The organism is Amphritea sp. GJ51-11 (genome assembly GCF_055808735.1).
The window spans coordinates 2,002,147-2,021,726 of sequence record NZ_CM147881.1; the positions used below are offsets into that span (position 1 = coordinate 2,002,147).

13 protein-coding genes and 1 pseudogene are annotated in these 19,580 nt (G+C 48.9%); 6 read left to right on the top strand and 8 right to left on the bottom strand.

The annotated features are described in order from the left end of the window. Nucleotides 1-66: 66 nt before the first annotated feature. Entirely contained in the window at nucleotides 67-3,681 is a 3,615-nt protein-coding gene (gene nifJ, locus AC0L4K_RS08790) for a pyruvate:ferredoxin (flavodoxin) oxidoreductase (RefSeq protein ID WP_473268976.1), read from the bottom strand. A 302-nt stretch (nucleotides 3,682-3,983) separates the two neighbouring features. On the opposite strand from nifJ, the gene cysS reads away from it, so the two are divergent. The 5 genes from cysS (at nucleotide 3,984) to AC0L4K_RS08815 (ending at nucleotide 9,651) form a co-directional block, all read left to right on the top strand. After that, entirely contained in the window at nucleotides 3,984-5,369 is a 1,386-nt protein-coding gene (gene cysS / locus AC0L4K_RS08795; protein ID WP_417224485.1) for a cysteine--tRNA ligase, read from the top strand. Between the two features lie 107 nt (nucleotides 5,370-5,476). Continuing rightward, on the top strand, nucleotides 5,477-6,136 hold the full coding sequence (locus tag AC0L4K_RS08800; RefSeq protein ID WP_417224486.1) for a TIGR04282 family arsenosugar biosynthesis glycosyltransferase: 660 nt from the start codon (nucleotides 5,477-5,479) through the stop codon (nucleotides 6,134-6,136). Between the two features lie 16 nt (nucleotides 6,137-6,152). After that, nucleotides 6,153-7,064 carry a radical SAM protein gene (locus AC0L4K_RS08805; RefSeq protein WP_473268979.1) on the top strand — a complete coding sequence of 304 codons (912 nt, stop codon included), beginning with the start codon at nucleotides 6,153-6,155 and terminating at the stop codon, nucleotides 7,062-7,064. A 139-nt stretch (nucleotides 7,065-7,203) separates the two neighbouring features. Continuing rightward, nucleotides 7,204-7,788 carry a glycosyltransferase gene (locus tag AC0L4K_RS08810; RefSeq protein WP_473268980.1) on the top strand — a complete coding sequence of 195 codons (585 nt, stop codon included), beginning with the start codon at nucleotides 7,204-7,206 and terminating at the stop codon, nucleotides 7,786-7,788. Between the two features lie 45 nt (nucleotides 7,789-7,833). Continuing rightward, nucleotides 7,834-9,651 (top strand): ABC transporter transmembrane domain-containing protein, encoded by a 1,818-nt coding sequence (locus AC0L4K_RS08815; protein WP_473268981.1) that lies wholly within the window; start codon nucleotides 7,834-7,836, stop codon nucleotides 9,649-9,651. Nucleotides 9,652-9,714: 63 nt separating this feature from the next. Here the strand turns inward: AC0L4K_RS08815 and AC0L4K_RS08820 are convergent. The 4 genes and pseudogenes from AC0L4K_RS08820 to AC0L4K_RS08835 form a co-directional block, all read right to left on the bottom strand. After that, nucleotides 9,715-10,553 (bottom strand): annotated as a pseudogene (locus tag AC0L4K_RS08820) (enoyl-CoA hydratase-related protein). Nucleotides 10,554-10,802: 249 nt separating this feature from the next. Next, on the bottom strand, nucleotides 10,803-11,417 hold the full coding sequence (locus AC0L4K_RS08825; protein ID WP_473268983.1) for an OmpW/AlkL family protein: 615 nt from the start codon (nucleotides 11,415-11,417) through the stop codon (nucleotides 10,803-10,805). Nucleotides 11,418-11,792: 375 nt separating this feature from the next. After that, nucleotides 11,793-12,356 (bottom strand): hypothetical protein, encoded by a 564-nt coding sequence (locus AC0L4K_RS08830; RefSeq protein ID WP_473268984.1) that lies wholly within the window; start codon nucleotides 12,354-12,356, stop codon nucleotides 11,793-11,795. Between the two features lie 186 nt (nucleotides 12,357-12,542). After that, complete coding sequence (locus AC0L4K_RS08835) at nucleotides 12,543-14,138, bottom strand: isocitrate lyase (RefSeq protein ID WP_473268985.1); 1,596 nt, start codon at nucleotides 14,136-14,138, stop codon at nucleotides 12,543-12,545. 164 nt (nucleotides 14,139-14,302) lie between these two features. Between AC0L4K_RS08835 and AC0L4K_RS08840 the strand changes: the two genes are divergently transcribed. After that, nucleotides 14,303-15,235: a LysR family transcriptional regulator gene (locus AC0L4K_RS08840; RefSeq protein ID WP_473268987.1), complete on the top strand. Its 933-nt coding sequence runs from the start codon at nucleotides 14,303-14,305 to the stop codon at nucleotides 15,233-15,235. A gap of 279 nt (nucleotides 15,236-15,514) precedes the next feature. Here the strand turns inward: AC0L4K_RS08840 and AC0L4K_RS08845 are convergent, their stop codons facing one another. The 3 genes from AC0L4K_RS08845 to trmJ all read right to left on the bottom strand — a co-directional run bounded on the left by AC0L4K_RS08845 (nucleotide 15,515) and on the right by trmJ (nucleotide 19,559). After that, nucleotides 15,515-17,110: an isocitrate lyase gene (locus tag AC0L4K_RS08845; RefSeq protein ID WP_473268989.1), complete on the bottom strand. Its 1,596-nt coding sequence runs from the start codon at nucleotides 17,108-17,110 to the stop codon at nucleotides 15,515-15,517. A 530-nt stretch (nucleotides 17,111-17,640) separates the two neighbouring features. Further along, nucleotides 17,641-18,798, bottom strand: coding sequence for a ribosomal protein uL16 3-hydroxylase (locus tag AC0L4K_RS08850; protein ID WP_473268990.1), 1,158 nt, complete (start codon nucleotides 18,796-18,798; stop codon nucleotides 17,641-17,643). Further along, on the bottom strand, nucleotides 18,795-19,559 hold the full coding sequence (trmJ, locus tag AC0L4K_RS08855; RefSeq protein WP_417223393.1) for a tRNA (cytosine(32)/uridine(32)-2'-O)-methyltransferase TrmJ: 765 nt from the start codon (nucleotides 19,557-19,559) through the stop codon (nucleotides 18,795-18,797). Before trmJ ends, AC0L4K_RS08850 begins: the two co-directional genes overlap by 4 nt. Nucleotides 19,560-19,580 lie beyond the last annotated feature (21 nt).

Below are 19,580 nucleotides of genomic sequence, written 5' to 3' on the forward strand. Positions count from 1 at the left end.
TTGTTGACTGTCTGCCGAACGGTTCCGTTGAGTAAATCGTTCGGCATGTCCTAATAGTTGAGATGGCTATTTAGGTTCGGTTGCGGCTGGCATGACGGCTTCCTCCCAATCCATCTCAGCCATCTGCTGATAATGTTTATAGCGCTCGCTAACCTCATGCTGTGCTTTATCAAGAAAGGCTGCCGCTTCAACCGGATGTGCTTGCAGTAGTGAATTAAAGCGGGTTTCTCGACGGGCGAATTCAGCATAAGGAATTGAGGGCGGCTTAGAGTCCATTTTCAACGGGTTTTTATGCTGTACGGCGAGGCGAGGGTCATAACGGAACAATGGCCAGTGACCGCTATCGACAGCCAGTTGCTGATGTAGATGATTGTCTTTTAGCTCAAAACCGTGCGCAATACAGGGTGAGTAGGCGATGATCAATGAGGGGCCATCATAGGATTCCGCTTCGAGAAAGGCGCGCAGGGTCTGCACATCCTTGGCGGCATAAGCGATATGGGCAACATAAACATGTTCATAATCCATAGCAATGCGGGCCAAGTCTTTTTTACCAACAGCTTTACCTGAGGCGGAGAATTTAGCCACTGCGCCAATTGGCGTCGCTTTTGAGGTTTGCCCGCCGGTGTTGGAGTAGACCTCGGTATCCAATACCAGAATATTCACGTTACGGCCCGATGCCAGCACATGATCTAAGCCGCCAAAGCCAATATCATAGGCCCAGCCATCACCGCCGATGATCCAAACACTCTTACGGCTTAATTGATCCGCTAGGTGACGTAATTCAATGGCTTGATCGCCGATATCACTGTGATCACTCAATCCATCGAGCGCACACTTGAGTTGCTCGATGGCTTGTCGCTGGTGTTCGATGCCCGCTTCATCGGCTTCCGTTTCAGTCAGTAGTTGGTTCACCAGTGCGGGATCAAGCTGTCCTTGAAGCTCTGTCAGCAGTCGAGTGGCATACTGTTTCTGCTTATCCAGTGCGACTCGCATCCCCAAGCCAAATTCGGCATTATCCTCAAACAGTGAGTTGTTCCAGGCCGGGCCACGGCCTTCGGCATTTTTAGTCCAAGGCGTGGTGGGCAGGTTGCCGCCATAGATGGATGAACAGCCGGTCGCATTCGCCACCACCATGCGGTCACCAAACAGCTGGCTGGCCAGTCGGATATAGGAAGTTTCGCCGCAGCCAGAGCAGGCCCCGCTAAACTCAAACAGGGGTTGAAAGGCCATTGAGCCTTTGAGGGTGCCGCTTTTGAGTAGGCTGCGATCAAACTCAGGTAAGGATTGAAAAAATTCCCAGTTATCTTTCTCTATTTTATTGATCTGCTCTTTTGGCACCATGTTGATCGCTTTATGGTCAGGCTGTTGCTTATCAACAATCGGGCAGATATCAACACAGAGAGTACAACCGGTACAGTCCTCGGGCGACACCTGATAGCTAATATAACTGTGTTCGGGAAAGTCTTTGGCGCCTTTCACTGGTACGGCTCTGAAGCTAGCGGGTGCATCTTTTAGCAGTGATTGATCAAAAATTTTGCTGCGCATAACACTGTGAGGACACACCAAAACACATTTACCACAGTGGGTACAAAGACCTTCATCCCATAACGGCAGTTCGGTTGCTAAATCACGCTTTTCAAAAGCGGAGGTGCCGGTCGGCCAACTACCATCAGGGGAAAGTGCACTGACAGGTATATGATCACCATGCCCTGCGATTAGCTCGGCGGTTAGTTGACGAACAAAGTCGTTGGCGCGGTTCGAGCTGAGTTCATGCATGGGGATACGACTAGTGGCTTTGCTGTGCAGTTCAATTTCGTGTAATTGGCTGAGGCTCATATCGATCGCTTTAAGGTTTAACTCAACGAGATTGGGGTTGCGGCTATAGGATTTCTCAACCGCTTGTTTAATCAGCGTGATGGCTTGATCGATGGGAAGAATGCCGGAGATCTTAAAGAAGCAGCTCTGCATAATGGTATTAATGCGTTTGCCCAGCCCACATGTCTGGGCCACCTGATAGGCATCGATGGCAAATAACCGAATCTGTTTGTCGATCAGTTGCTGCTGCACCGGTTCAGGCAGGGTATCCCATAAAGCTTGCGGTGAAGCGCTGCTATTCAACAGAAAAACGGCGCCGACGCGAGCTTTCTCGAGCATAGGATAGAGCGTTAGAAAACGGGGTTGATGGCAGGCTACGAAATCTGCTTGATGAGGTTGGATCTCATAGGCGGAATGGATCTTGTGAGGGCCGAAGCGCAAATGGGAAACAGTCACTGCGCCAGATTTTTTCGAGTCGTAAACAAAATGTCCTTGGGCATATTGGCCGTCTACATCACCGATAATCTTAATGCTGTTCTTATTGGCGCTGACGGTGCCATCGGCACCAAGTCCATAAAATACCGCTTGATAAGCGTCCTGGTGGGCATCGGTGATGAATTGTTCATCATAGGTGATGCTGCTATGGGTGACATCATCGTTAATCCCGACGGTAAAGAGGTTGATACTGTTGCTGCGCTGCAGTTCGTCAAACACTCCTTTAACCATTGCCGGGGTGAACTCTTTGGATGATAAGCCAAAGCGACCACCGAGTAGTTTGGGCAGTTGTTCGGCTGATCGTTTACCCGACAGGATCGACTGCATCAGCGCGGTAGCAATATCTTTATATAGCGGTTCACCGTCCGCGCCGGGCTCTTTTGTGCGATCGAGAACTGCAATCTGTTTAATGCTGGCAGGTAGAGCGCTGAGCAGTCGTTCGGCATCGAAGGGGCGGAACAGCCGTACTTTCAATACGCCGGTTTTTCCTCCATGTCGGTTGAGGTAATCGACAGTTTCGGCGACGGTCTCAGCGCCAGATCCCATCAGCACAATAACGGCTTCGGCATCTGGAGCCCCCTCATATTGATACACTTGATACTGTCGTCCGGTCACTTCAGCAAAACGATTCATCGCTTGTTGCACGATCTCAGGGAAGGCGGCGTAGAAGGGGTTACTGGCCTCTCGGGCTTGGAAAAAAATATCCGGGTTCTGTGATGTACCTCTAACCACCGGATGATCCGGGGAGAGTGCTCGGCTACGACAGTCACGTACTCGTTCCATGTCGATCAATTGACGCAGTATTGTTTCACTCACCACCTCAACTTTACTGACCTCATGGCTTGTCCGAAAGCCATCGAAGAAGTGCAGTACCGGCACTCGGCCTTGCAGTGTTGCCATTTCGGCGATGGTGGCCATATCCATGACTTCTTGAACTGAATTGGAGGCCAGCATGGCAAAGCCGGTAGCTCGGGTTGCCATTACATCACTGTGATCGCAAAAAATAGAGAGGGCATGGGTTGCCAGTGAACGGGTGGCAATATGAAATACGGTGGGTGTTAGCTCCCCCGCAATCTTGTACATATTAGGGATTTTTAACAATAAACCTTGGGAGGCGGTAAAGGTGGTGGTTTTGGCGCCGGCTTGCAAGGCCCCGTGTACCGCACCTGCCGCGCCGCCTTCACTCTGAAGCTCAATAATTTCTGGGACATTGCCCCAGAGATTAGTAACACCATCAGCACTCCAGCGGTCACTCATTTCACCCATTGGCGATGCCGGTGTTATCGGGTAAATGGCGATAACATCATTTAAGTGGTGGGCGATAAAGGCAGCGGCTTCGTTACCATCCATCATACGGAATTGGCTACTCATAGTGAGACTCCTGAACCTACGGCTTTATAGTCGGGCAGTTTTAGTTAACAGGCCGCCTAGCAAACGGGCAGCTTAATGATATGAATATTAGTTTATTCCTATGACTTTGCTTTGGATCAACTATCGCGACAGAGGTTGTTCTGGATCAATCGCTTAACCGCTAGCCTTGACAGGACATTGGTTGGCTTTAAAGGATTGAAAAGTAATTTCAATCGGGTTGTTAATTCTCGTGCGGTTTCCTCTATAATGGCGGATCTATTTTGACCTAATTTCATCTAAGCCAGAGCCATAAGCGAATCCCGATGTTGCAGATCTATAACACCCTGACGAAAGAGAAAGCCCCTTTTAAACCATTGGAAGAGGGCAAGATCAACATGTATGTGTGCGGTATTACCGTATACGATTTCTGTCATATCGGGCATGCGCGCGTCATGGTGGCGTTTGATGTCATTACCCGTTACCTGCGTGCTCGGGGTTGGGATGTGACTTACATCCGTAATATCACCGATGTCGACGATAAGATTATTAAGCGGGCGGCTGAAAACGGCGAACGCCCCGATCAACTGACCGACCGCATGATCGCGGCGATGCATGAAGATGAAGATAAGCTGAGTGTGTTGCGGCCTGATCAAGAGCCTCGTGCTACGGGCCATATGCAAGATATTATCGATATGGTGCAGGTGTTAATTAATAAAGACTACGCCTATGCAGCCGCTAACGGTGATGTTTATTATCGGGTTGAGAAGTTTGCCGATTATGGTCGCCTGACCAATAAAAATGTCGATGAACTCCGTTCCGGTGCCCGGGTAGAAGTTCAAGATGCAAAGGAAAGTCCGCTTGATTTCGTGCTTTGGAAGGCCGCAAAAGCCGGTGAAGTTAGCTGGGAGTCACCTTGGGGTGCGGGTCGTCCTGGTTGGCATATCGAATGTTCGGCTATGTCTAAATGCTGCCTTGGTGATACGTTTGATATTCACGGCGGTGGTCCTGATCTACCGTTCCCGCACCATGAAAATGAGATCGCTCAATCTGAAGCGGCTAATGGTGTTAAGTTTGTTAATACGTGGATGCACGCGGGTGCGGTGCGGGTTAATGCCGAGAAGATGTCTAAGTCGTTAGGCAACTTCTTTACCATTCGTGATGTGTTGCAAAAGTACGATGCCGAGGTGGTCCGTTATTTCCTTTCATCCGTACACTACCGCAGTTATATCGATTACTCCGAGAGTAGCTTGAAAGAGGCGCGCAGTGCGTTAGAACGTTTTTATCAAGCGCTGAACGGTGTTGATGGTATGGCTGCTGAGCTGGATAACGATTACGACGCCCGTTTTTATGCTGCGATGGATGATGACTTTAATACCCCGAAAGCTTTGGCGGTATTGTTTGAACTGGTGAATGAGTTGAACTCAGCAAGCCGAGCAGGGGATGCTAAGGCATCAGGTCTGGCGGCTCAGTTAAAACGACTGGCCGGTATTATTGGTTTGCTGCAGCAATCACCGGAAGCCTTTTTGCAGGGCGAAAGCAAAGCTGGCGAGATTGAGCCTGAGCAAATTGAATCGCTTATTCAACAGCGGGCCGATGCGAAAAAGGCTAAAGATTTTGCTGCCGCCGATCAGATTCGTGAAGATCTAGTGGCGCAGGGTATTATTCTTAAAGATAGCCGCGAAGGAACCACCTGGTTCCGTGAAGGTTAACGGCAAATCGCTTGCGATACAGAGGAGCAACACCTGAGTCGCTATACGTTTTCATTTATACCTAAGGCAGCTTTGAGCTGCCTTTTCTATGTGTAAGGACAGAGTCAATGAGTCAGACAACACTGGTTATCTTTTGTAAACGCCCTCTACATGGGCAGGGTAAGCAGCGTATTGCTGCAACCTTGGGGAAAGATGCCGCTTATCAGGTTGCCTGTGCGCTTTTAAATTGCGCCCTTGAGGATTCCCGCAGCTGGCCAGGCCCCGTGGTGTTATCACCGGTAAGTGAAGACGATCGGCAATGGGCAGAAGATTTGTTATTGCAGGATTATCAGGTGGTGCCGCAGTGTGAGGGTAATTTAGGGACCAAGCTGAATTATGTCGACCAGATCTTACGTCGGCAGGGAGCTTCTCGGTTACTGTTTATTGGTACCGATGCGCCGGAGCACACTCTGCAGCGCTATGCTGAGTTTGATCGACTGTTGCAACAGCATGATATTGTGCTGTCTCCCGCCGAAGATGGTGGCGTGACAGCGATGGGTGGCAGCCAGCCTTGGCCCGCTTTGGAAAAACTTGGTTGGAGTACCCCGGCGCTAGGCGAGCAATTAACCGGGGCCTGTGAAACGGCCGGTTTTCAGGTTGCTTTCAGTTCCACTGGGTACGATGTTGATACTGAAGCTGACCTACGCCGGTTATTGGATACATTAGCCTATGATTCAAGACCCGCGAGAGTACAGCTACTATCATTAATACATGCGTTGCTTGATTGAACTGTAAGGGGTTTATATGGAACTGATTCGAAGCCGGGACTGGTATACAACGGCTGACGGCGCAGACCGAGGATATATCCGTCCTCACTTATTAAAAGAACTGTGGTTTCATACCGGTACCGCCTGCAATCTCAGTTGTAATTTTTGTCTTGAAGGGTCTAGCCCCGGTGATAAGCGGCTTGAGTTAGTAAAATTAGAGGATGTTACACCCTATATCGACCAAGCTGTCGAGTTGGGGGTGGAACAATTTTCGTTCACCGGGGGCGAACCTTTCTTAGCCAAAGATCTGGTTAAAATTCTGCAACAGGCGGCTGAATATGCGCCTTGTTTAGTGCTGACTAACGGTACCGATGCGGTACAAAAGCGATTGCACCAGTTAGTGCCGTTGTTAAAAAGCCGTTACCCCGTGAGTTTTCGTATCAGTATCGATTCTCATATCGAAGCTGAACATGATGCCGGACGGGGCGAAGGTATGTTTGATCTAGCGCTGCAAGGGATGAAAGCGCTCTATGATATGGGCTTTCATGTGTCTATTGCACGGCATATGACTGATGGTGAAGATACCGCGGCTGTTGAGCAGCAATATCGGGCGATATTAGAGAATTACGGTATTCCTGGTGATACTAAATTTGTTGCCTTTCCTGATTTTTTACCACCGGGTAGTCATGGTCATGGGCCAGATATTACCACCAACTGCATGACCCAGTTTCATACTGAAGAGACCCGCAATAGCTTTATGTGTTCCTTTAGTAAAATGCTTGTTAAGCAGCGGGGACAGATGCGCGTATATGCTTGTACGCTGGTGGATGATGATCCTGAATATGATATGGGCAATGATCTGCGGGCATCGTTAGAACAGCAGGTCAGCATGAAACATCATCGTTGCTTTAGTTGTTTTAAGTACGGTGCTTCGTGCAGTGAAACCTAAGCTAAACTTCACCACGGTTGTATAGCGCCGATGCGTCACATTAATATAGCCGTTGTGATTCCCGTGGGTCCGGCTGAAACAAGCTTGGAACCAATGCTGGGTCAACTGCGGTATCTGCAATCGGCCCAGCAGATCATCTTTGTATTTTGCCCTGCATCGGCGTCACTTCTGTCAGCAGTTGCCGGCAGATGAGCGGATTATTAGCCTAACCAGCAACGCAGGTCGTGCTGCGCAGATGAATGCCGGTGCGCAACGGGTTAGCGCCGATTTTATCTGGTTTCTACATCTCGATAGTCAGTTTTCCAATACTCAATGGCAGATGCTTCTGCAGAGTCTTGCTCGTGTGCCTGCCGGGCTACACTATTTCAACCTGCGTTTTCGGGCAGATGGGCAAGGCCCTATGTGGCTTAACGGTTTAGGTGCTAATTTACGTTCGCGCTGTCTTGGATTGCCGTTTGGTGATCAAGGGTTTTGCCTTTCACGGGAACAATTCAAGTGTTTGGATGGTTACCCCCTCGATGCCCCCTATGGTGAGGATCATCTGTTTGTTTGGCGCGCTCATCATAGCGGTGTACCATTGATCAACACCGGCTCTGTTTTAACCACCAGTGCACGTAAGTACTCCTCTAACGGTTGGTTTCAGTTAACCTTGCGCTATCAGGTTTATTGGCTCAAGCAGGCGCTGCCACAGCTGTGGATGTTAGTGAAAAGCAAATTTTCTTAAGCCGCCAAACGGCGCTTAATGCCCGATGAAACGGATCTCTCGCCAATGAATAAATTATCCACCCTGACTCAATTATTGCGCTTTATGTTGCCGTATCGGCGCTATTGGATCGGGGCGATGATCGCATTACTGTTCACAGCTGGGATCACCTTGGCCATCGGCCAAGGGGTGCGCTTAGTGATCGATAATGGTTTCGTGGCAGGCTCCGTCTCCCAACTCAATCAATCGATTATGCTGCTGGTGGCCATGGCGGTATTGATGGCCTGTGGTACTTTTATCCGCTTTTACCTGGTGTCATGGTTAGGTGAACGGGTCACCGCGGATATTCGACAGGCGGTCTTCGATAATGTAGTCCGTTTGCATCCGAGCTTTTTTGAAACCAACCGCAGTGGCGAGATTATGTCACGTTTAACCACCGATACGACCCTACTGCAATCAATTATTGGCAGCTCTTTTTCGATGGCCCTACGCAGCGTGGTGACGACCTCGGGCGCATTGATTATGTTGTTTGTGACCAATATAAAATTGTCTCTGATTATTGTCGCGGGTGTACCACTGATACTGCTGCCGATTCTGATCTTTGGCCGTAAAGTTCGATCCTTAGCACGCAAAAGCCAAGACAGTATCGCCGATGTAGGTAGCTATGCAGGAGAGGCCATACAGCAGATTAAAACCGTGCAGAGCTACACACAAGAAGCCTATGAAAGCCGCGCTTTTGCCGTTGAGGTGGATAGTGCGTTCCGGGTAGCGCAACAGCGGATTCGTCAGCGGGCGACATTGATGGCGATGGTTATTCTACTGGTGTTTGGTGCATTGTCAGGGATGCTTTGGGTCGGCGGCTATGATGTGATTACCGGCACCATGTCCGCCGGTGAACTAGGCGCCTTTGTGTTTTATGCCTTAATCGTTGCGATGGGGGTGGGAACCCTCTCTGAGGTGTATGGCGAACTGCAACGGGCGGTCGGTGCGACGGAGCGGTTGATCGAACTGTTGGAGGCCGAGAGTGAGATTCAATCACCTGAAGTCGATGACGAGGCACGTGATTCAACCCTCGCTTCTGCGCCTATTCAACCCTTGGCTAATCCCGCCCAGTGCCGTGCGGAGCTAGCATTGAGCCATGTCAGTTTCCACTATCCATCACGGCCTGATCAGGCTGCCCTTGAGGATTTTTCCTTAACCTTTAAGGAGGGCGCCATTACGGCCTTAGTTGGGCCATCCGGCGCGGGTAAATCAACGGTATTTGAGCTGTTGCTGCGTTTTTATGATCCGCAACAAGGAGAGGTATGTTTTGATTCATTCGATCTGCGGCGCTTCAACCCTCAAGAACTACGTCAGCAGATCGCGCTGGTCGCGCAGCAGCCAGCGCTATTTACGGCGAATGTGATCGATAATATCCGTTATGGTCGAGCCGACGCTAGCGAAGATGAAGTGATCGCGGCGGCTAAAGCAGCCTATGCTCATGAATTTATTGAACGCCTACCGGAGGGTTATCAGAGTGATTTAGGCGAACAGGGGGTGCGTCTTTCCGGGGGGCAGAAACAGCGGATTGCTATTGCTCGTGCCATTCTTAATGATCGGCGAATATTACTGTTAGATGAGGCAACCAGCGCGTTGGATACGCAGAGCGAGCATAAGGTCCAACTGGCGCTGGATACACTCATGAAGGGGCGTACCACGGTGATTATTGCCCACCGTCTGTCAACGATTCTGCATGCAGATCAGATCGTAGTGATGGAGCAGGGGCGGGTGGTTGCCACAGGTAGCCATGAATCGTTGTTACAAAGCTCACCATTGTATGCCCGTTTAGCCCAGCTGCAGTTTAAAGCAGATGAGCACGACCAAACGCCGGCTCGTTCTGAGTGATGAAACAGTGAAGGGGCTGAACATGCCAGCAGTGATTGCTCGTCAGCCCCCCGTGGCGCAGTATTATCGCCCCTGATAGCTGGGGGTGCGTTTCTCGAGAAAGGCATTGACCGCTTCTAAATGATCCTCTGTGTTATGGCAGATGCCCTGCATTAATGCTGAATGTTCAAGAAACTCTGGCAATTCCATCTTTTGTGCGGCCTTGAGTAACCGCTTGGTTAGGCGCAATGCCTGGGGTGGCTTTTCGGCGATACGAAGAGCCAGCTCCATCGATTTCTCCATCAGTTGTTCTGGTTCAACAACATCCAGTAGAATTCCCAGTTCTTTCGCTTCGTCGGCACTGATCATGCGCCCGGTCAGGGTGAGTTCAGCGGCTTTTTGATAACCAATTAAACGCTGTAAAAACCAAGCCCCCCATCACCGGGAATTAAGCCCAAATTGACAAAGGTTTCGCCTAACAACGTGTTGGTTGAGCCAATGCGTAGATCGCACATGCAAGTGAGATCGAATCCAGCGCCAATGGCCGGACCATTAATTGCAGCAATGACCGGTATATCAATGGCACTTATGGCTAGCGGAATACGCTGAATACCTTGGCGGTATTTATTTTGTACGCTGTAAACATCGCCGCCAAATGCGCCATCTTTATGGCTGCCATCCCGTTCGGTCATCTCTTTGATATTACCGCCAGCCGAAAAGGCGCTGCCCTCGCCAGTGATAATCAGCACCGAGACTTCCGTTGTTCGATTGACCCACTCAGCGACATGGACAATATCATCGATAAGTTGGGTGCCGGTTAGGGCATTACGGACATCGTGACGGTTAAAGGTGAGGGTGGCTACCCGGTTGGATAGCGTTAGAATGCTGTCGCTCAATGTCGGCAGTTGCAGATTATCGGTCATTATTATTCCATTGAATCTATTATCGTTATTGTGTCGTTATACGAATAATCTTTAAAGAGGTAAAAAATTGTATCAGATAATAGCACGACACGCAGTGCAGTGATGGGGCCTAATGACAGGTTTATTAGACCATTATTGAACTAGTGAGAGGGTTAATCTAAAGGTGTTGCTGATAGGGTAAGTGGGCGATTTAATGCAGGGATGTTGTCTACATCCCTGCCTGCAGTGTTGCTTATATAAGAATTTATATCAGAACTTGTAACCGACAGACATCATATACACCATGGGATCAATTTCCAGCTCACCCAAGTTGCTGCCATTCACTTTGACATCGGTATTGATATCCATTTTCCAGACAGCGGCATTGAGTAACCATTGGTCATTGATGGCATAGTCGATACCCAGTTGACCGGCCAGCCCCCAAGAACTATCGAGTTCTAAAGTGGTGCCGGCCAGTGCTCCGGTGGTGCTTTCTGAGAAGAATGCGGTGTAGTTAATACCCAAGCCAACATAAGGCTGGAAGGCAGAGCTGCTATCCATTGGGTAGTATTGCAGTGTAAGGGTTGGTGGCAGGTGTTTAGTTTCACCGACTTTGGCGCCGTTAAGGGTAATGTCGTGCTTGAAAGGTGTTGCGGCCAGCAATTCAACACCGATGTTATCAGTTAGCATATAGGTGCCGGTGATACCGAGTTGAGTATTGTCGTCAACATCAAGGCCAGGAACGGACGTGTCATTTGATGTATGTGGGTCAACATTAGCGGCACCCACGCGTACAATCATATCGCCTGATTCGTATGCCATACAGTTAGCAGTGGCAACCATTGATACGCCCAGAACGAATGCGGAAAGCGCTTTTTTGTTCATTAATACAATCCTTATGCGGAACAACGTTTAAAAAGTAAGGTTATTAAACGCTTATCTTTTTGGGAAAGTATTGATTTGGAGCAGATTTTGACTGCTAAAATGAGAGCTGAAAATAGAGGTTTGCGTTAGATCAATAAAGACTCACTTTCTTGATGTTGACTGCTAGGTGAGTCTATTCACCATGCTAAGTAGGCCGTTTGATTTAGAGTATAAAGTGCATGCCTTCCCTTGTTGACTTCGTTACTATCCCTGCAAAGCAGGTTAAAAGTGAGGGAGCCATCTTATAGACGCGATGGGTATCAGCTTTTTAAAAGGTAAAGCAGGCCGCTATAGCGGCCTGATGTTAGGAGATATCAAGTTACATTGAAGCACGGATTACGCCGTGATTAGGGTTAGGTTTGAACCTTTAATATCGGCATCAAAGTAGGCCATGCCTAGTTTGTTCAGGTAATCCATTCGATCAGCTTTCATCAGATTAATCTCTGGGACAGCAATGCCATTGTCCTGATAAATACCGGCTATAAAAGCCATATAGTTTTCACCTTCCTGAACGAGTAACAAGCTGGCCGCACCAACATCGGGTTTAACTTGGGCGTTAAGTTCATTGGTGAGCTCTATTTTGAAAACAACAGGTTGCTCGTCGCCTTCGATATGTACACGACGTTTTTTGACTGTTTGCTGTGCCCAGTAATAAGCAAGCTCCATGCTCTGGGTTAGGAAAACAGGCTCCGTTGTTTCAACATAGTTATCATCGCCAATAGTGGCCATTGTTTGCTTAGCTGCTTCATTCAGTGCGGTATCGCCGGAGCGGATCAGGCCTTGCTTTTTGATGGCTTCAATTAGCGCTGACGAAGTACCGTGATACCAGGTATTGCCGGTTGTAAAACCCTGTTCGGTTAACAGTTCTTTTGCGTCTTTAAGAAATACTGGTATGGTCATAGTCTCAATCACTTAATCAGATTAGAGTTAAAGCAGAGGGAATTCTAACTTAAAACGTGGACTGATGCTTTCTCTGTACTAAAAATCAGACTCGCTTGTCATTCAAGCGGGTGGAACCTAATCCAGCTTGGATTAGCGCTAATAAAAAAGGCAGCTGTTAGGCTGCCTTTTTTAGTGCGTCAGCGCTTAGTTGAACTGGTTAGAGGTGTTTTTCGCACCACCGGCTTTCAGTGCTGCTTCACCCGCATAGTACTCTTTGTGATCATCACCGATGTCAGAACCTGACATGTTTTGGTGTTTAACACAGGCGATACTCTGACGAATCTCTTTACGCTGTACGCCTTCTACGTAGCCCAGCATACCGGCATCACCGAAGTACTCTTTTGCCAAGTTGTCTACCGACAGCGCAGTGGTGTGGTAAGTTGGCAGGGTGATCAGGTGGTGGAATACATTCGCTTCGCGGGCAGTATCCGCCTGGAAAGTACGGACACGAGCATCGGCGACGGCAGACAGCGCAGAGTCATCGTATTCTTCAGACATCAGGTTCTCACGATCATAAGCCGATACATCTTCACCCGCTTCAACCATTGCATCGTAAGCCTGCTGACGGAAGTTCAGCGTCCAGTTGAAAGAAGGAGAGTTGTTGTACACCAGTTTCGCATCGGGGTGTACTTTACGCACGTCATCCATCATACCTTTGATTTCGTGAACCGTTGGAACCGCTGTTTCAATCCAAAGCAGGTCAGCACCGGCGTTCAGGGCTTCAATACAGTCAAATACGCAACGCTCATGGCCGGTTCCCTGACGGAACTGGTACAGGCCAGATGCCAGACGCTTAGGACGAACCAACTTGCCGTTACGGCTGATCAGTACGTCGCCTTCAGCGGTGTCTTCTGGAGCCACTTCTTCAACGTCTAGGTAAGAGTTGTATACGTCACCTTGATCGCCTGGCTCACGTACAACCGCAATCTCTTTGGTCAGGCCAGCCCCTTCAGAGTCGGTACGTGCAACGATAACACCGTCATCCACTCCCAGTTCAAGGAAAGCGTAACGTAGAGCACGCAGTTTCGCATGGAAATCAGCATGAGGGACGGTTACTTTACCGTCCTGGTGACCACATTGCTTCTCATCAGCCACCTGGTTTTCGATCTGCAGACAGCAAGCCCCGGCTTCGATCATCTGCTTAGCCATCAGGTAAGTGGCTTCTGCGTTACCGAAACCCGCATCGATATCCGCAACGATAGGTACAACGTGAGTTTCGTGGTTATCGATTTTTTCCTGAACTTCAGCTTCTTTCGCAGCATCGCCAGCTTCACGGGCTTTATCCAGTTCGCGGAATAGGCCACCCAGCTCACGGGCATCCGCCTGACGTAGGAAGGTGTACAGCTCTCTTACGAGATCAGCAACAACTGTTTTTTCATGCATAGACTGATCAGGGAGGGGGCCAAAAGAGGAGCGCAATGCTGCCACCATCCAACCGGAGAGGTAGAGGTATTTACGTTCAGTGCTACCGAAATGCTTTTTAATAGAGATCATTTTTTGCTGGCCCACAAAGCCGTGCCAGCAACCTAGAGACTGGGTGTACTTGGTTTTATCCTTGTCAAACTCAGCCATATCGCGACGCATAATGCCTGCAGTGTACTTAGCGATATCCAGACCGGTTTTGAATTTGTTTTGTGCACGCATACGGGCAGCAGATTCAGGGTTGATTGCGTTCCAAGCTGAGCCGTTAGCTTCTTTCAGACCTGTTACTGTTTGGATATCTTGATTCAGGCTAGACATAGGCGTCTCCTTCTCTCATTTGTTAGGCAGCTGAGTTGCTGCTCTGTTATTTGGTATGGATCCATTCTATGTTCGCCATTAACATAAAGGAAATAAATAGTTATTATATGGAGTATTCACTAAGTAAATGATTGTGGTTAAACCCACTATTGGCGGAGCTTTACATGAACCTGGATAAGATCGATCTTAACCTTTTAGTTTATCTGGATGTGCTATTACGGGAACGGAATGTCACTCGATCAGCTAGCTTACTAGGAATTACTCAGCCTGCTATGAGCAATGGTTTACGCCGTTTGAGAGATACGTTTGGTGACCCATTGTTGGTACGCACCAGTGAGGGAATGGCGACGACAGAACGTGCTCAGGCCCTTCAGCCTCTCTTGAGGCAGATTCTTTCATCAGTGGAACAGGTAATAGAGCCGGGCAGTGCGTTCGACCCCAGTAGCAGTGACCGTGTTTTCCGTATTATGACCAGTGATTACGGTGAAGCGACACTGGTCCCCCGTTTGCTGACGAGGTTGCGTAAAGAGGCTCCGGATATAGTGCTGGATATTATGACCCCCAGTGACATGAGTTTTACTGAGGTTGAGCAGGGTCTTGTTGATCTGGTATTAAATCGTTTTGATACGATGCCTCAGGCGTTTCATCAGAAAACGCTCTGGACCGATAGTTTTTCATGTCTGTTTGCCGTGGATAACCCCATTTCACTTAATTTCTCATTGGAAAGCTACCTGCAAGCCAAGCATGTTTGGGTGAGTAAAACAGGGATGGGGGCGGGTATGGGTATAACGCCGAAAGATATTAAACGGCTTGGCTGGGTTGATGAGGCGCTCGAAAGAGTGGGGCATAAACGCCGGATTACCGTTTTTACCCGTCATTATCAATCAGCAGCCTTGATGGCGCAGCAAAAAGGACTGGTCGCAACGATACCGACACGTTCAGCGGCAACGCAATCAGAGAATCCCCGTTTAGTTATCAAGAAGCCTCCGTTTGAGATACCTGAATTTGAGTTTAAGATGGCTTGGAGTCCTTTACTACAACACAATGCACCGCACCAGTGGCTCAGGAAGCTGGTCTCGGAGGTGGCAGTGGCATAAATTAGGATGGAACGTCTATCAGGTATAATGCCTTTATAAACAGGATATGGGGTTGCTTTTCAGCTGACTTGCTGTGGTATCCCGATGAGTGTTTAGACGAGCCATTGTTTGCGTTGTTAGGCCACAATCGAATGTGAGGCGAAACGTTTACCAGCTCTGAAGGGTGTTTAGTTAGTGCTTTAATAGCGTTTGTGATCGGACTTGAGATGTTTAACTATTTTAAATAAAAAAGACGCCGGAGCGCCTTTTTATTTAAGAGTTTAAGCCAGCTTGTTTAGCTTAGTTGAACTGGTTAGAGGTGTTTTTCGCACCACCGGCTTTCAGTGCTGCTTCACCCGCATAGTACTCTTTGTGATCATCACCGATGTCAGAACCTGACATGTTTTGGTGTTTAACACAGGCGATACTCTGACGAATCTCTTTACGCTGTACGCCTTCTACGTAGCCCAGCATACCGGCATCACCGAAGTACTCTTTTGCCAAGTTGTCTACCGACAGCGCAGTGGTGTGGTAAGTTGGCAGGGTGATCAGGTGGTGGAATACATTCGCTTCGCGGGCAGTATCCGCCTGGAAAGTACGGACACGAGCATCGGCAACGGCAGACAGCGCAGAGTCATCGTATTCTTCAGACATCAGGTTCTCACGATCATAAGCCGATACATCTTCACCCGCTTCAACCATTGCATCGTAAGCCTGCTGACGGAAGTTCAGCGTCCAGTTGAAAGAAGGAGAGTTGTTGTACACCAGTTTCGCATCGGGGTGTACTTTACGCACGTCATCCATCATACCTTTGATTTCGTGAACCGTTGGAACCGCTGTTTCAATCCAAAGCAGGTCAGCACCGGCGTTCAGGGCTTCAATACAGTCAAATACGCAACGCTCATGGCCGGTTCCCTGACGGAACTGGTACAGGCCAGATGCCAGACGCTTAGGACGAACCAACTTGCCGTTACGGCTGATCAGTACGTCGCCTTCAGCGGTGTCTTCTGGAGCCACTTCTTCAACGTCTAGGTAAGAGTTGTATACGTCACCTTGATCGCCTGGCTCACGTACAACCGCAATCTCTTTCGTCAGGCCAGCCCCTTCAGAGTCGGTACGTGCAACGATAACACCGTCATCCACTCCCAGTTCAAGGAAAGCGTAACGTAGAGCACGCAGTTTCGCATGGAAATCAGCATGAGGGACGGTTACTTTACCGTCCTGGTGACCACATTGCTTCTCATCAGCCACCTGGTTTTCGATCTGCAGACAGCAAGCCCCGGCTTCGATCATCTGCTTAGCCATCAGGTAAGTGGCTTCTGCGTTACCGAAACCCGCATCGATATCCGCAACGATAGGTACAACGTGAGTTTCGTGGTTATCGATTTTTTCCTGAACTTCAGCTTCTTTCGCAGCATCGCCAGCTTCACGGGCTTTATCCAGTTCGCGGAATAGGCCACCCAGCTCACGGGCATCCGCCTGACGTAGGAAGGTGTACAGTTCTCTTACGAGATCAGCAACAACTGTTTTTTCATGCATAGATTGGTCAGGGAGGGGGCCAAAAGAGGAGCGCAATGCTGCCACCATCCAACCGGAGAGGTAGAGGTATTTACGTTCAGTGCTACCGAAATGCTTTTTAATAGAGATCATTTTTTGCTGGCCCACAAAGCCGTGCCAGCAACCTAGAGACTGGGTGTACTTGGTTTTATCCTTGTCAAACTCAGCCATATCGCGACGCATAATGCCTGCAGTGTACTTAGCGATATCCAGACCGGTTTTGAATTTGTTTTGTGCACGCATACGGGCAGCAGATTCAGGGTTGATAGCGTTCCAAGCTGAGCCGTAGGTCTCTTTGAGGGCTCCAACTGTTTCGATATCATTATTCAGAGTAGACATGGTGAATCCTTCTGTTAGTAGCTATATCAGATAACATTAAGTGGGTCTGGTGTATAGCGGTTTACATCCTGCGTCAGCAAATTGTCGAAGTGGCCGACGCCTTATAGAGAGCCCATCATGCTGGCTTTAAGACAAGTGGTCAAAGGATTTTTGTGCGCAGCAGCAAAGCTGTAGCTTTACTACATTAACAGCGACTTAGGTGTTGTAGTTAAACTACATGGGTGCTGACTTGCTGCGATGCAGCAGGGGCAAGCACCATAAGGGGTTGAGTCGATATAGTCTAAAGTCTAGCGACTTTGGTACTGGGGGAATTTTAGTCTTTTTACACTCACTATTAGTTATAAAAATACATTTTATATATAGCTAATTAATATAAGCATAACCTCACTACAACGCCGTGTTAAATTCGATAAAACGCGCCTTGGCGAGGTAGATAGAGCCGATGGGATAATTTAACTGTTTGTTAACACAGAAAAAGACGTGCTTAAGGTCTTTTCCTGTGTATCCCATTAAGGCGATTATGGTTGTGGCTACTCGGTATACAGAGAGCCTTGGTTATACAGGTCGGCTAATAACTGTAACTGTTGATCACTCCATTCACCTTGGTTAATCACAATGGCAGGGGTTTGGCAGAGACTGGTGGCTAAGGTGCAACAAGTACCGGACACTTTGAAACAGTTACCGTCGGTATATAGCTGTACCTGATCGTCATTAATGACACTGTAGGAGAAGCGGCTACCTTCATTACGAATAAAACATAGATCGCCTGTTTGTAAGGCGTCTCTGATCTCATCAATGGTGGCGGGCTGCTCAGGGCTTTGATCCAGCTCAGGATATTTAGGGTCGGTAACAAATTTGCCCAGCCACTCACCAAGACGAGCATCATCCTGCAAATAATCCGTAAAGATTGTTCGGATTTTATCTAATGCTTCGGGGCGGATCTCGCCGGGGTTATCTTGCAAGCTAAGATCAGGATCGGTATAGCGTGATTCCGAGGTTAAGGTCTCACCGATAAAATCAGTGAAGTTACGCATAATTTCAGCATGGGAAGGCGCTCTAAAACCAACCGAATAGGTCATGCAGTCATCGGATTCGCCGATGCCGTTATGGCCAACCTGAGGTGGAATATAGAGCATATCACCGGGTTCCAATACCCAATTATATTCAGGATCCCAGTCGGTCATGATCATCACCGGAGTATTGGGGCGACGGGGTGAGTTCTGATCAAAAAAACCGCCAACTTCCCAGCGACGCTGGCCTTGGGTCTGAATTAGGAATACATCGTAGTTATCATAATGAGGTCCAACACCGCCGCCTTGGCTAGCAAAGCTGACCATGAGGTCATCGTAACGCCAGTTAGGAATAAAACGGAACTGCTCAACAATCTCACTGGCCTCAGGCACCCAGTGATCGACTGCTTGTACCAGCAGAGTCCAATGGCTTTCGGGCAGGGCAGCAAAGGTTTCATCATCAAATGGACCGTGCTTGATCTCCCAGTCATTATTATCTGGGCTTTGAATCACTAAACGGGATTCAACATCATCTTCCAGAGAAAGGCCTGCCAGTTCGTCGGCACCCACCGGAGCATCAAAATCCGGGAAGGCGTTACGTACCAGGAGTGGCTTTTTCTGCCAGTAATCCCGTAGAAATTCTTCGATGGAGATATCGCCAAAGGGTGAATCGCTCATTGGTCAGATCCTTTATCCTGTTGCTTGTCGGATGTTTTGTCCGCGCTTAGGTTTGCCACGGTTTCGTCGATAGAAGAGAGAATCCCGCGTAACATATTCAGTTCGGTACGTTCCGGCCGGGAACGATTAAAGAAACGGCGTAATTTATCCAACACCTTGCCCTGATGCTGCGGGATGATGAAACGGGTTTTATGCAGGGCGCTTTCTAAATGGGTATAGAACCGCTCCATATCTTCGGTCAGCGGATAGGGCTCTTCCTGAGGGATAAAATCATGCTTCAGGTGAGCCTGCCAGATTTCATAACACACGAGTTGAATAGCCGCTGAGACATTCAGTACGGGGTAGTCAGGATTGGCCGGAATGTAGACATGGTAGTTACATTTCTGCAGTTCGGCATTGTGCAGCCCCATGGTTTCGCGGCCAAAAATAATGGCGACCTTTCCCTGTTGAGCTTCCCCAACTACTTTTCGAGCGCAGTCATGGGCATCGAAAATAGGTAGATCAAAGGTACGGTTGCGGGCGCTGGTGCCAATCACGAGTTGGCAATCGGCGATCGCTTCATCAAGGGTGTCAACCACGACCGCACTGTCGAGCAGATCTTTCGCCCCGGCGGCACGGGCATCGGCTTCTTCATCTGGGTAGATGCGCGGTTCCACCAGATAGAGTTGGCTTAGCCCCATGTTTTTCATCGCTCTAGCGGCGGCGCCAATGTTACCCGGATGAAAGGTGTTGATCAGTACGATACGTATATTGTTGAGCATAGAGTCTTCGTTGTTCATGTC